This window comes from Psychroserpens ponticola (genome assembly GCF_023556315.2).
GTDB lineage: Bacteria > Bacteroidota > Bacteroidia > Flavobacteriales > Flavobacteriaceae > Psychroserpens > Psychroserpens ponticola.
Genome location: NZ_CP116221.1, coordinates 2801841 through 2814783 on the forward strand (window position 1 = coordinate 2801841; position 12943 = coordinate 2814783).

At 32.2% G+C, this 12943-nt stretch carries 14 protein-coding genes; 2 read left to right on the plus strand and 12 right to left on the minus strand.

Annotated features, from left to right (window positions below; translation table 11 throughout):
* Nucleotides 1-11 precede the first annotated feature (11 nt).
* Together MUN68_RS12475 and nfsB are read right to left on the minus strand one after the other, a co-directional pair.
* Nucleotides 12-1019: a zinc-binding alcohol dehydrogenase family protein gene (locus MUN68_RS12475; RefSeq protein ID WP_249995872.1), complete on the minus strand. Its 1008-nt coding sequence runs from the start codon at nt 1017-1019 to the stop codon at nt 12-14.
* Nucleotides 1020-1040: 21 nt separating this feature from the next.
* The gene (gene nfsB, locus MUN68_RS12480) at nt 1041-1700 is read right to left on the minus strand and encodes an oxygen-insensitive NAD(P)H nitroreductase (RefSeq protein WP_249995873.1); all 660 of its coding nucleotides are present in this window, start codon (nt 1698-1700) and stop codon (nt 1041-1043) included.
* Nucleotides 1701-1939: 239 nt separating this feature from the next.
* Between nfsB and MUN68_RS12485 the strand changes: the two genes are divergently transcribed.
* The gene (locus MUN68_RS12485) at nt 1940-2284 is read left to right on the plus strand and encodes a winged helix-turn-helix transcriptional regulator (protein WP_249995874.1); all 345 of its coding nucleotides are present in this window, start codon (nt 1940-1942) and stop codon (nt 2282-2284) included.
* A gap of 58 nt (nt 2285-2342) precedes the next feature.
* Here the strand turns inward: MUN68_RS12485 and MUN68_RS12490 are convergent, their stop codons facing one another.
* Genes MUN68_RS12490 through MUN68_RS12505 form a run of 4 tightly spaced genes read right to left on the minus strand, consistent with a single transcriptional unit; the run spans nt 2343 to nt 5476 of the window.
* Nucleotides 2343-3212: a DMT family transporter gene (locus MUN68_RS12490; protein WP_272792373.1), complete on the minus strand. Its 870-nt coding sequence runs from the start codon at nt 3210-3212 to the stop codon at nt 2343-2345.
* 17 nt (nt 3213-3229) lie between these two features.
* Nucleotides 3230-3760 carry a LacI family DNA-binding transcriptional regulator gene (locus MUN68_RS12495; protein ID WP_249995875.1) on the minus strand — a complete coding sequence of 177 codons (531 nt, stop codon included), beginning with the start codon at nt 3758-3760 and terminating at the stop codon, nt 3230-3232.
* Entirely contained in the window at nt 3757-4425 is a 669-nt protein-coding gene (locus MUN68_RS12500) for a bifunctional 4-hydroxy-2-oxoglutarate aldolase/2-dehydro-3-deoxy-phosphogluconate aldolase (RefSeq protein ID WP_249995876.1), read from the minus strand. The genes MUN68_RS12495 and MUN68_RS12500 overlap by 4 nt, the downstream gene beginning before the upstream one ends.
* Before the next feature lie 4 nt (nt 4426-4429).
* Nucleotides 4430-5476, minus strand: coding sequence for a sugar kinase (locus MUN68_RS12505; protein ID WP_249995877.1), 1047 nt, complete (start codon nt 5474-5476; stop codon nt 4430-4432).
* A 148-nt stretch (nt 5477-5624) separates the two neighbouring features.
* Between MUN68_RS12505 and MUN68_RS12510 the strand changes: the two genes are divergently transcribed.
* Nucleotides 5625-6641, plus strand: coding sequence for a LacI family DNA-binding transcriptional regulator (locus tag MUN68_RS12510; protein WP_249995878.1), 1017 nt, complete (start codon nt 5625-5627; stop codon nt 6639-6641).
* 97 nt (nt 6642-6738) lie between these two features.
* Here the strand turns inward: MUN68_RS12510 and MUN68_RS12515 are convergent, their stop codons facing one another.
* From MUN68_RS12515 to MUN68_RS12540, 6 genes are all read right to left on the minus strand, one after another.
* Nucleotides 6739-7503, minus strand: a complete 765-nt coding sequence (locus MUN68_RS12515) for an SDR family NAD(P)-dependent oxidoreductase (RefSeq protein ID WP_249995879.1) — start codon at nt 7501-7503, stop codon at nt 6739-6741.
* Nucleotides 7504-7526: 23 nt separating this feature from the next.
* Nucleotides 7527-8798, minus strand: a complete 1272-nt coding sequence (locus MUN68_RS12520; RefSeq protein WP_249995880.1) for an MFS transporter — start codon at nt 8796-8798, stop codon at nt 7527-7529.
* A 22-nt stretch (nt 8799-8820) separates the two neighbouring features.
* Nucleotides 8821-9522: a FadR/GntR family transcriptional regulator gene (locus MUN68_RS12525; RefSeq protein WP_249995881.1), complete on the minus strand. Its 702-nt coding sequence runs from the start codon at nt 9520-9522 to the stop codon at nt 8821-8823.
* A 169-nt stretch (nt 9523-9691) separates the two neighbouring features.
* Nucleotides 9692-10591 (minus strand): polysaccharide lyase family 7 protein, encoded by a 900-nt coding sequence (locus MUN68_RS12530; protein ID WP_394357623.1) that lies wholly within the window; start codon nt 10589-10591, stop codon nt 9692-9694.
* A 10-nt stretch (nt 10592-10601) separates the two neighbouring features.
* Entirely contained in the window at nt 10602-11492 is an 891-nt protein-coding gene (locus MUN68_RS12535) for a PKD domain-containing protein (protein ID WP_249995882.1), read from the minus strand.
* A gap of 15 nt (nt 11493-11507) precedes the next feature.
* Nucleotides 11508-12941, minus strand: a complete 1434-nt coding sequence (locus tag MUN68_RS12540; RefSeq protein ID WP_249995883.1) for a RagB/SusD family nutrient uptake outer membrane protein — start codon at nt 12939-12941, stop codon at nt 11508-11510.
* Between the last annotated feature and the right edge of the window lie 2 nt (nt 12942-12943).

A 12943-nucleotide genomic window follows, 5' to 3' on the forward strand; every position in this document is an offset into this window, starting at 1 on the left:
TATTGTTTTGATTAAAATCCTTCTAAGACTATTTTACCTTTTGCTTTTCCTGTTTCTAAAAACGCGTGTGCTTTTCTAAGGTTTTCAGCATTTATAGTTCCGAAATTTTCGCCTAAGGTTGTTTTAATGGTTCCGTTATCTATTAATTCTGAAGCTTTGTTCAAGATATTGTGTTGCTCAATCATATCCTCTGTTTGGAACATCGAACGCGTGAACATTAATTCAATATGCGTCGACACCGCTTTTCCTTTAAAAGGCATCACATTTAACGATTTTGGATCGTCAATAAATCCAAATTTACCTTGAGGTTTAATCAGTTTTACAATCTCATATACATGATGTTCTGTAGCGTTTAAACTCACTACATATTCTGGTGCAGGCAAATTGTATTTTTCAAACTCTTCACTTAGTTTATTTCTGTGATTGATTACTGTATCTGCACCTAATTCTTTTAACCAAGACTTGGTTTCTTCGCGAGAAGCAGTACCAATAATGTTTAATTTTGTCAGCTTTTTAGCCAATTGAATCAATATAGATCCAACACCACCAGCAGCTCCAATTACTAAAATAGATTTATTGGCATCGTCTTTAGAAACTTGCAATCTATCAAACAACATTTCGTATGCTGTAAGCGTTGTTAATGGTAACGCAGCAGCTTCAGGAAAAGATAAACTTTGTGGTTTTTTACCAACAATACGTTCGTCTACAATTTGAAATTGTGCGTAACTCCCTTGACGTGTAAAATCTCCTGCATACCAAACTTCATCTCCTACATTGAATAAAGTAACGTCTTCGCCAACTTCCTTTACAATTCCGGTAGCATCCCAACCAATTACTTTCCAATCGTCTCCTTCAACAGGCATTCCTGAGCGCACTTTATAATCTGCTGGATTTACAGAAATAGCTTTAATTTCAACCAAAATATCCCTTCCTATTGCTTTTGGCGTTTCTAATTCTATGTCTTGTAAAGAATTTATGTTGTCAATTGGTAAATTCTCTTTGTATCCTATTGCATTCATCTGAATTAAACGTTTTTGAAATTATATTACAGTGAAAATTTCGCTTTCTGCTAACCTAGATTTTGGTGTTTTTTCAGTAGAATTGAAATCAGAATCTGCTCTATATCCTAAAGACACTGCAACTAATGATGTGTATCCTTTTTCTCTTAATCCAAATTCTTCATCTAAAACTTTTACATCAATACCTTCCATTGGTGTAGCATCGATTCCTAAACTAGCAACACCTAATAAAAAGCTACCAATATTAAGGTATACTTGCTTTTCCATCCAGTGTTGTAGATCTTTTAAATCGTATTTATGAATACCAGCAAATACTTTAACAGCACTTAAGAATCCGTTTTTTATATCTTCATTAGGGAATCTTCCGCTTTTATCTTCTGTATCTGCTATATGCTGATAATATGCATCATCAGCATCTGTTTTAACACAAAATAAAACCACTGCTGAAGCATTTTTCACTTTAGGTTCGTTAAAACTAAAAAAACCTTGTGTTCCTTTTGCTACACGTGTTTTACCTTCTGTAGTTTCAGCAACTATAAAGTGCCAAGGTTGTAAGTTTACACTAGAAGGACTCATTCTTAACAAGTTTTTGATTTCAGCCATATCTGTATCCGATATTTTTTTGGTTGCATCATATTCCTTAGTTGTGTATCTCCAGTTTAAAATTTCATTTAAATTCATTTGTATGTGTTTTTTTTAGTTGATTAATAATCATACTATCAAAAGTATAGTGCAAATGTAATTTTAGTATACATTTTATACAAGAACGGTCAAAAAGGATAGTATGAAATTTACGCAAAAAATAATCATATATCACTCATAATATGAAACTTAAGACAATGTTAAATAAACTATAAAAAGTATAGTTGTATAATTTATGATAGTACTCTATCTTTGTAAGAAATTTAATAAAAGAGGTTATGTATAAGTTAAATGGAAAAGAATATCCTTGTTGTGCAAGTTTAACAATGGGGTTTATTGGCGGAAAATGGAAAACAGTTATTCTATTTCATCTTAGAGAAAAAACACTTCGATATAACGAACTGCGCAAACAAATGCCATCGGTTACCGAACGTACATTAAGTTTACAATTAAAAACTTTGGAAGAAGATGGTTTAATTTTTCGAAAAGTATATACATCTAAACCTCCTTTAAAGGTAGAATACTCGTTAACAGATTTTGGAAAAACATTGATACCTGTTGTGCAATCTATAGCGGATTGGGGTGTTTATGCTGTTGGAGAAAAAGGAAAAGTTTTAGTATAAGAAATTCCATTTATTATAGCACTGTAGTTTGACTTAATTGATTCGACTATATTTTATATTAATTCATTTTAGTTTTAGAATTCTTATCAAAACTACTTCGACGCTTCACCATAAAATTCAAAATCAGTCCTCCAAGAATTAATGAAATTCCGAGCAATCCAATTATTGTATAAGTTTCTGCTAACCAAATCACGCCAATTAACATTGTAAAGATGACTTCGATATATTTTAGAGGAGCAATTTGATTCACTTCGCCAATCTGAAAAGCTTTTGTCATATAATATTGTCCGAAGTATCCAAAAACACCTAAACTCAATAATATAACCCATTCTATACCAACAGGGTTTTGCCAATTAGAAATTGCTAGAACACCTCCAAATAGAGCTGCAATAATCATAAAATAATTGACAACAACTATTGGATGATCTTTATTTCCTATTTTTCTAATAATGATAAATACCAATCCTGTAAAGACAGCTGATAAAAGGGCATAAAAGATTCCGTAACTATTAACTTCAATATTAAAACCTTTTAATATAAAAACACCACTTAAAGCGATAGCAAAACAAAACCATTGTAAATGTTTTACTCTTTCTTTGAGCAGTATTAATGCAAATAAAGCTGCAAAAATTGGTGATATATATCTAATTGAGACAGAAGCTCCCATTGACAAATGTTTTAGTGACATAAAAAATAAGGTCATAGCTACAAAACCTATAAAACCTCTTGAAAGCAATAAAAATTTCTCATTACCAAGTATTGAGATTTTTTTATGCATTAAGAAAGGAAGCGTAAAAAACAATGATCCTATGGATCTGAAGAAAACTATTTGATAGACATTAAAGTGAGTAAGTTTTTTAACAAAAACGTTCAACAATGCAAAAGCCAATGCACTCATAATCATCAATATGACAGCCTTCTTAAACATCTTAACATATATAAAAATTAGTTTATACGTCTTAACAACGTATTAAAACTAGAAATACATTCTTTTTTCAGTCTCTCTTCAGATAAATTTTCGTCAACACAGATATGTTCAACAGGAAGGTTATTTTCTTCTTTAAAATATTTATTAAGAAGTTTGTTTTTTGTAATTATGATAAGTCCATCTACACTTCCATCGTTACTATTTCTCATAAATTCTTTTTCTTTTGAAGTTTCCTCAAAAGATTGAAATATAAAAATTCTGTAACCAAAAGTATAAGCTAGTTTTTCAATATTAAACAATAAACAACTATAAAAAGACGTATTAATTTGAGGAACAATTACAGAAATAGTTTTTGTTTTTTTCTTTCTAAGTGCAACAGCATAATTGTTTGGAACATAATTATATTCATCAGCAATAGTTTGAATAACCTTACGAGTATCTATACTAATATCTGGCTTGTTGTTTAATGCCTTAGATACTGTGGAAACAGAATACCCTGAAACTTGAGAAATTTCTTTTAATGTTATAGTTGACTCTAGATGATTCATTTTCTTACATCTTCTATTATACTCAAAGCAAGTTTTGTATTTGTTTCTATTTCTTTATAATTAAATTCTCCGTTTGCATTTTTTTTAATGAGTTTAGAGCCCATACCAACACAAGTAACACCAGCATTGAACCATCCTTTTAAGTTTTCCATAGTTGGAGATACACCTCCTGTTGGCATAATGCTAGTCCATGGTTGAGGTCCTTTAATAGCTTTAACGAAATCTGGCCCATAAATTCCGCCTGGAAACAATTTTACAATTTCACAACCAAACTCTTCTGCTTTTGCAATTTCAGTAAGCGATCCACAACCTGGTGACCAAAGTACTTTTCTTCTGTTGCATACAATTGCAATATCTTCTCTAAATACAGGTGTAACAATAAAGTTAGCACCAAGCGCCATAAATCTAGAAGCTGACGCAGCATCAGTAACAGAGCCTACTCCCATTATCATTCCAGGTAACTCTTTAAGGACATACTTATTGAGCTCTCCAAAAACTTCATGTGCAAAATCACCTCTAGCAGTAAATTCTAATAGTCTTGCACCTCCTTTATAGCATGCATCTAGAACCTCTTTACATGCTGTTAAATCTCCATCATAAAACAAAGGCACTAAACCTGTTTGTTTCATTACTTCTGCTACTTCTAATCTTGAAAAATTTGCCATAATATTATCTTGCTACACGTCCTGAGGCGTCACCACCCATTAATTTTTCTACTTCTGAAACTGTTACCAAGTTTGCATCACCTTTAATAGTGTGTTTCAAACAAGATGCTGCAACAGCAAAATCCAATGCATTTTGGTCATCTTCAGGATATTTTAATAAACCATAGATTAATCCACCCATAAATGAATCTCCACCACCAACTCTATCAACAATATCTGTAATTTGGTATTGACGTGTTTCATACATTTTTTTACCATCGTACAAAACGCCAGCCCAAGTATTATGAGAAGCAGAAATAGAACCTCTCAATGTTGTAATTACTTTTTTAGCTTTTGGAAATTTCTCCATCATTTGTTTACAAACAGAAAGAAATGCTTCTGCTTTAACATCATGACCATGTTTATGAACATCAAGTCCTTCTGGATGAATACCAAAATGCTTTTCGGCATCTTCTTCATTTCCTAAAACAACATCACAATATGACGTTAATTCACTCATTATTTTTTCTCTGTGAGCATCATCGCAGAACGTCCATAGTTTAGCACGATAGTTTAAATCTGTAGAAATAGTTATTCCTAATTCACTTGCAGCTTTTACAGCTTCTAGACAAGCATCAGCAGCACCTTGTGAAATTGCAGGAGTAATTCCTGTCCAGTGAAACCAAGCAACATCTTTAAAAGCGGCTTTCCAATCAACCATTCCTGGTTTAATTTCAGAAATTGCAGAATGTGCACGATCATATACTACTTTACTTCCTCTACTTACGGCTCCAGTTTCTAAAAAATAAATTCCTAATCGATCACCACCATGAATTATTTTATCAACACCAACGCCTCTTTTGCGCATCTCCATCATGGCACATTCACCAATATCATTTTTGGGTAAACGTGTTACAAAATCTACAGGAACTCCATAATTAGCTAAAGACACAGCGACATTAGATTCTCCTCCGCCATAAACAACATCGAAGCAAGAAGCCTGTGAAAATCTCAAAAACCCTTGAGGTGCTAATCTTAACATTATTTCTCCAAAAGTGACTACTTTTTTCATACTAAATTATATTTAAAATATTTTATTTTTCTACCTGGTTAAACGATTAAGCAAATCCTAAAAAATAAATCAAAACAGACATAGTTTTGATTCCTATGGTTAAAACAATATATTTGCTTAAACGTTTAAGCAAATATATAAAAACAAAGTGAATAAAAAAAGAACAACCATAAAAGACATTGCAAATGTTCTAAATATTTCACCTGCTGCAGTTTCAAAAGCTATGCATGATGATTCACGCATTAGTGTAAAAACTAAAGAAGCTGTAAAACGAGTTGCAAAAGAATTAAATTACCAACCTAACCATTTAGCAAGTGCTTTACGAAAAGGAAAAAGTAATTTAGTAGGTGTTATTGTACCAAAAACGAATAGCAATTTCTTCTCTTCTGTAGTTGAACATTTGGAAGAGGTATTAAACAAGGCTGGCTATAACATAATTATTACGCAAACTAATGAATCATTTGAGAAAGAATGCAAAAATATAGATACTCTACTTTTCACCCAAGTTGATGGAATAATTGCTTCAATGGCAAATAAAACTGTTGACTTATCTTATTATGAAAAGATAAAATCCTATGGGATTCCTTTAATACTATTTGATCGTGGTGAGAACGACTTAAATGTAGATTATGTTGGTATAAATGATTATGATAGTAGTCATATGATTGTTGAACATCTCATTTCAAAAGGTTGCAAACGAATAGCACATATAGGTGGTTATAGACGTACACGCATTTATAATAACAGAATTAGAGGCTACATTGATGCAATTAAAAAAAATAATCTTCCGATTGATGAAAATCTTCTTATTGAAAGTGACTTAACACTTAAAGACGGCAGATTAAAAATGACAGAATTGTTAAAGCTCAAAAACAGACCAGATGCGATTTATATTGCTAGTGATTATGCAGCCTTAGGTGCCTTACAGGTTTTAAACGAAAATAATGTTAAAGTGCCTGATGACATTAGATTAGTAGGATTTGGCAATGAACCATTTACGTCATTAGTGACACCTGCAATTTCAAGTATAGAGCAACATAGTTCACAAATTGGAAAACTAGCTGCCGAAACATTTTTGAAGCGAATCAAAAACCCAACAAAAAAACAAACCTTAAATAAAATTATTCTTGATGCAGAATTGATTGTAAGAGATTCTTCTAAATAAAAGTGCCCTTTTTTCCATAAAAAAAGTGGCTACAAAACGTAACCACTTCTTATCCAATCAAATATATAAGAATTAACTACATGTTAATCCTTTATTCTTAAATACCTAATGCTTGTCCACCACCAATTTGGATCGTTTCTGCAGTTATAAAAGCAGCATCTTTACTTGCTAAGAAAGAAATAACACCAGCTACATCTTCAGGTTGACCTAATCTTCCTAACATAATATTATTTGCCCATGAAGCAAAAACTTCTGGTTTTGTTGCTTTAATTTGAGCATGAAATGGTGTATCAATGGTTCCAGGTGAAACTGCATTTGCTCTAATACCATATTCCGCTAAATCTTTTGCCAATGCTCTTGTAATTGCATGAACTCCAGCTTTAGATGTTCCATAAACACCAGCTCCAGGTCCACCTGCAGTCCATCCAGCATTTGAAGTATAATTAATTATAGAAGGATGTTCTCCTTTTTTCAGAAATGGTATTGCTGCTCTTGAAGCAAAAAACACAGAATCTAAGTTAAGCGCCATAACAAATCTGTAAAAATCAGTTGTCATTTCTTCAAAACGAGATCTTCCTCCTAATCCACCAGCATTGTTAACTAGCACATCAATTTTACCATATTTTTCACCAATTTTAGTGATGTTAGAAGTTACGTCATCTTCTTTTGTAACGTCAAAGCCGTAATACTCAGCGCTAATACCTTGATTTGTAAGCTCTTTAACTCTTTTAGCTCCCGCTTCATCATCGATACCATTTAAAACTACAGTATATCCATCTTGACCTAATCTTTCAGCAACTGCAAATCCAATACCTCCTGTAGCACCTGTTATTATAGCTACTTTTCCTTTATTTTTACTCATCTTTTAATAGTATATTTTATTATTTAATTTATTTCGTTTTCTATAGGTTTAATCTCTTTTATCAATAGATTAATTGACAATACTGCTAACGGAGCTAATACAGCTAATATTATAAATGCTGGTGTGTATGATTCAGTAGTTATTATCGGTATCAACCAGTTCATAATAATTACAGAAACAGCTCCAATACTTCCACCTAATCCAGCTAGTGTTCCAACGGATTTCCCATTCAATAGATCACTTGGAATAGTTTGAATGTTACTAATTGAAAATTGGAATCCAAATAATACAACAAACACAAAAGACACAAATTTCTCAGGTGTATCGGCAAATAATATCGCTCCGACAATTGCAAAAACAATTATTACGGCTCCAATAGTGATTACTTTTTTTCTTGATTTATCTAAGCTATTGTTATTCATTAATTTTTTCACATACCAACCTCCAGCGAGACTACCAATTGCAGCTCCTACATATGGAAACCATGCATAATAGCCTATTTCTTTTACATTAAACCCAAATTCTTTATATAAGTAAATTGGCATCCAAAACACAAACAACCACCAAATTGGTTCAATAAAAAAGCGTGAAGCAATTACTCCCCAAGATTCTTTCATAGAAAGGATCTCCATTACACTTAAACTTTTATCATCATCATTATCTCGCCTAGATTCTAATCGACCTGAGACGATATGATTCTTCTCTTCATCAGTAATCCATGGATGCAATTTCGGTTTATTTTTGTTCATTATTAACCAAGGAATAATCCATATAAATCCTAAAACACCAATAATTACAAATGTTACTTTCCAACCATAAGCGCCAAATAATTCTGCAACAGTAGGTGCAGCAATTATTGAACCGATAGCAGCACCAGCATTAAATATACCTTGTGCAACAGCTCTTTCTTTAATAGGAAACCACTCTGCATTATTTTTTACTGCTCCAGGCCAATTACCAGCTTCAGCAACACCTAATAATCCTCTAAATATCCCTAAAGAAGCTGCTCCTCTAGCGAAGAAGTGTAACACACTAGCTAAAGACCAAAAGAAAATAGACAATACAAATCCTATTTTTGTTCCAACCTTATCATATACTTTACCTGAAATAAATTTACCAGCTGCATATGTGATTGTAAATATATTTATAACCCAAGCATAATCTTCTTCAGTAAGGCCTAAATCTTTACTCATTTCTGGCCACATTATTCCTAATGCTGATCTATCAATATAATTGATAACTGTGGCGAGGCAAACTAAGCCTATAATCCACCATCTAAGTCCTTTTACTTTCATATTTGGTTAGTCTGTTATTAAATTAAACATTATAACAATATTGGTATAACACGCTAAAGTGTGCTTTCATTTTTGCCTTAGCTAATTGTGGTTTTTGTCTTTTTATCGCATCGAATATCTCTTCGTGTTCTTTAACTCCTCTTTGAGAGAGTCCTTTATCACAAACGTGATATTTTTCAAAATTTGTAATGATTTCAGGTGTTATAACAAGCATAAACGCATTCATGGTGCTATTTCCACTTGCTTTAGCAATTGCCAAATGAAAAAGTAAATCCTCTTGAACTGCATCTTCACCTTTTAAAACTTTTTGATTATAAGCATCTAGGGCTACTTTTAATTTTTCAAGATCCTCATCTGTTCTTCTAATCGCAGCCAAACGCACTGTTTTTAATTCTAATAAAATTCTAGTTTCCACTAAAGATTTAAAATCTGGATCTTCTAATCTCAAAATATCTTCAATCATTCCATTCATGGCAATGACACCAATATTGGCAACAAAAGTTCCGCTTTGTGGAATTGATTTTAAGAGTCCATAAAATTCTAATTTCTGAATTGCTTCTCGAACAACACTTCTAGTTACTTCAAATTTTTCTGACAACATTCGCTCCGAAGGTAATTTATCTCCAGGCTCAAGATTTTTATGATTTATAAGTTCTCCTATTTTGGAAATGATAATCTTTTGAACATTCTGATTATCTGCTTTTGTAAGTGTTTCTATTTTCATATTTTAAAATCTCATTAACTTTCAATTAAAAATGTCTGATAAATTTATAAAAATATTACACGGAACAAGTGTTTATTCCTACAAAAAATTCAACAATACTTAAAGAATTCTACTCATCTACATTTAGGATTAGTAGAATTCAATAAGCGACAAACTCAAATAATCAATCTTAATGTTTTACTTCTAAATTATAATATCTCACTCTTGCGAAAGCACCTTCATCTCGTGATTGAAAATAATTGCCAGCTTTGAAATAATTTTCAAATATTCCCCATTTTGACATATGGATATTTTCGTACACTTTATACTCGTTATCATTTAAAATAATCACCATTTTTCCTTCAGAAACTTGAACTTCAAGAGTGAATTTTTTAAAATCTACTTTTTCTTTAAAATTAAACCCTTCATCATTTCCCCATGCATCTTCGTGAAGCATTTCAGTTTCAGTAGCATTTAAGTTTTTAAGAACTTTAGTTTTAATTCTAATCTTACCTTTATCCCAATATATTTTCAACATTGGTGGTGCATTGTTATCATCTTGACCTATTAAATCTCTTTGTTCATTAGTTAATCTGCCATGAATTTGCATAATAATAACGCGATGATATTTTCCATCTTCACCTCTAGTAACTTCATCAATTGCAAGTTTGCCTTTCATAATGCCTCCTTGCTTGAATGTCCAGTTCGTATTATTATCACCTGGAATCATTTGTTCTCTTAACTCAGATCTAGAATATTTAGTATTTCTAGTTGTAGCTTGACTTGGATATGCATGAAATACAAGCGCACCTCGACTCGAATCGTTGTACATGTATGGAATTAACTTCTCATTTGTAGCATAATCCATAATTTCAGGAGGTGAAACCTCGTAAGGTTTTTTACCATCTCCAGAAGGTGTTGTCACCTTCCAATGTGACAAATCAATATCTGGCAACTTACTTTTTTTCCTTTTTTTCTTCTTCTTCTTTTTTTCCTTTTTAATTACAGAGTTAGAAGTTGTGCTCATGGATTGGCAGTTAGCTGCCAATCCAAAAAAGAACACAAATAAGAATGTATAATAAATCTTCATTAATTTTTATTTAATCGTCAGCAGCAAGTGTAAACGTATCAATATAAGCTTCATCTAACTCATTAAAGAAGTAAATTGCTAACGTAGTATTTGTTCCAGAATTAAATGATAACGTACCTGTCGCTAATTCACTTGTTCCAACAACATCTTCTGAAAATGAAACTGAAGCAACTGTATTAGCTGCTACATCAGCTGGATCGGTTGTTGGCTTAACCATTAAAACATTTAGTACTCCGAACATATCAGATACATCATCTTTTAAACGGTATCTAAACGATAAAACATAATCTGTATTTGGTGTAAAATCACCTATTTCTTGATACCCTATTCTATCGGCTGATTCAGGTAATTTTCCTCCATAATTTCCATCATGATAACCACTTGATCCTGTTATTTGTAACACACCACCTAGATCAGAATTTCTCCAAACAGCTCTACTATCAATCTCAACTGGATCATCACCTGCATCACCATTATCAAAACCTGGTTCAAGTATTTCAGGGATTAAAACGTCTGGCACTTCTGGCTCAACGATCTCTAAAGTTTTTGTAACAGTACTAGAAACACCATTACCATCTGTAGCGGTTAGTGTTACTGAGTACATACCTTCACCTGGATAGGTTTTTTCAGCATCAGAATCACTAGATGTTGTATTATCATCAAACTCCCATAAATACGTAATTGCATTTGATGATAAGTTTGCGAACGTATAATCTTTCCATTCTTCATTTTGCCCTACACCTTGTGAGAAAGAAAAATCTGCTGAAGGAGGTGTTGCGTCTGCAATAGAATTAGCACCTAGTGGTTCATATTTATCCAGATCACTGCACGATTGTGATAAAGCCAATAACACAATAAACATGCTAGCTCTATAAATTGATTTTGTTAAAAATTTCTTCATTTTATTATGCATTTTTTAGTTATATCCTGGGTTTTGTGATAAACGCCCATTACTTAAGTTAATTTCTCTTTGTGGTATTGGCAATAAAAGATCTGTAGCAGTAAAATTATAACCATTAGCTGCTGAAAAAACAGACAATACATTTTGAGCCTCTCCAAAACGAATTAGATCAAATAAACGTTGGTTTTCATATGCTAACTCAACTCGACGTTCATCTAACAATTCTTGCTTAGTAATGTTATCATCATCATCACCAGATAAACCTGCTCTTAATCTCACTTCTTCAAATGAGTCTAATGCTCCTTGAACACTAGTACTAGAACCTCCAGCCATAATTGCTTCTACATGCATTAATAATACATCAGCATAACGTATTACAATCCAATCATTACCTGCAGAAGTTGGATCACTTGATGTTGGATCAATTCCTAAATCATCATCACCATCTGGTAGATATTTTACGACTTGAAATTGTGTTGGTTGACCTGTATCTACTCTATAAGAATATAATGTTCTATCACCACCTAATTCATCTAGTGCATTTCGAGAATCAACAGTTGTATAATTCACACCACTTGTTCTACCTACAGCGTTTAACCATTCTGCAGAGAAGTTTTGACTATCATTACTATCTGGAAAATAACCAATAGCAAATATAATTTCACTATTCAATTCATTAAAGAAGACATCTTTAAAGTTAGGCTGTAACATAAAACCACTACTCATTATTTCTTCACATAAAATTTGTGCTTCTAAGTAATTCGTTCCTTGTGTCAAGTAAACTTTAGCTAATAAAGCTTGAGCTGCTGCTTTTGACGCTCTCGTTTTATAAGTGTTATCTAAACCTGCAACTGCATTTTCAAGATCTTCTTCAATAAAAGCATAAATATCAGCTGTATTAACTCGTGTAAATGCAACATCTAAATAACTAGAATCATTTGGATCTAATACTTGATCTACTAACGGAATATCTCCAAACAATCTTACTAAGTTAAAATAAGCATAAGCTCTAACAAATTTTGCTTCAGCTTCAATTTTTGCTTTATTTTCATCAGAAGCTACATTCAAGTTAAGCAATACAATATTTGCTCTAAATATAACATTGTAAAAACTATTGTAATAATCTTGAACGATACCATTTGTAGGCTGAATTGAATAATTTTCAAATTGAGCAGCTTCACCTTCTGAACTTTTAGTTCTGGTATTATCACTTCTCATCTCCGTAAGATAAAACTCTTGTTGCATCCCATGATAATCATTAGATACAGTAGAATTAATTCCTTGAATACCATCATACATATTAATAACAGCTCCATTCAACTGCTCTTCCGTAGTATAAAAAGTGTTTGCGTTAATTAATGACTCTAACTCTGGAGATAGATAATCTTCTCCGCAAGCTGAGGTCGCAGCCATTACTAATAGTAACACTATAATTTTAATTGATTTCATAA

Excerpts from the sequence above, each read along its gene's own strand:
- MUN68_RS12535 (WP_249995882.1), bottom strand. The coding sequence starts at position 11,492 with ATGAAGAAATTTTTAACAAAATCAATTTATAGAGCTAGCATGTTTATT.
- MUN68_RS12475 (WP_249995872.1), bottom strand. The coding sequence starts at position 1,019 with ATGAATGCAATAGGATACAAAGAGAATTTACCAATTGACAACATAAAT.
- MUN68_RS12525 (WP_249995881.1), bottom strand. The coding sequence starts at position 9,522 with ATGAAAATAGAAACACTTACAAAAGCAGATAATCAGAATGTTCAAAAG.
- MUN68_RS12530 (WP_394357623.1), bottom strand. The coding sequence starts at position 10,591 with ATGAAGATTTATTATACATTCTTATTTGTGTTCTTTTTTGGATTGGCA.
- MUN68_RS12515 (WP_249995879.1), bottom strand. The coding sequence starts at position 7,503 with ATGAGTAAAAATAAAGGAAAAGTAGCTATAATAACAGGTGCTACAGGA.
- MUN68_RS12500 (WP_249995876.1), bottom strand. The coding sequence starts at position 4,425 with ATGGCAAATTTTTCAAGATTAGAAGTAGCAGAAGTAATGAAACAAACA.
- MUN68_RS12495 (WP_249995875.1), bottom strand. The coding sequence starts at position 3,760 with ATGAATCATCTAGAGTCAACTATAACATTAAAAGAAATTTCTCAAGTT.
- MUN68_RS12505 (WP_249995877.1), bottom strand. The coding sequence starts at position 5,476 with ATGAAAAAAGTAGTCACTTTTGGAGAAATAATGTTAAGATTAGCACCT.
- MUN68_RS12485 (WP_249995874.1), top strand. The coding sequence starts at position 1,940 with ATGTATAAGTTAAATGGAAAAGAATATCCTTGTTGTGCAAGTTTAACA.
- MUN68_RS12490 (WP_272792373.1), bottom strand. The coding sequence starts at position 3,212 with ATGTTTAAGAAGGCTGTCATATTGATGATTATGAGTGCATTGGCTTTT.
- nfsB (WP_249995873.1), bottom strand. The coding sequence starts at position 1,700 with ATGAATTTAAATGAAATTTTAAACTGGAGATACACAACTAAGGAATAT.
- MUN68_RS12520 (WP_249995880.1), bottom strand. The coding sequence starts at position 8,798 with ATGAAAGTAAAAGGACTTAGATGGTGGATTATAGGCTTAGTTTGCCTC.
- MUN68_RS12540 (WP_249995883.1), bottom strand. The coding sequence starts at position 12,941 with ATGAAATCAATTAAAATTATAGTGTTACTATTAGTAATGGCTGCGACC.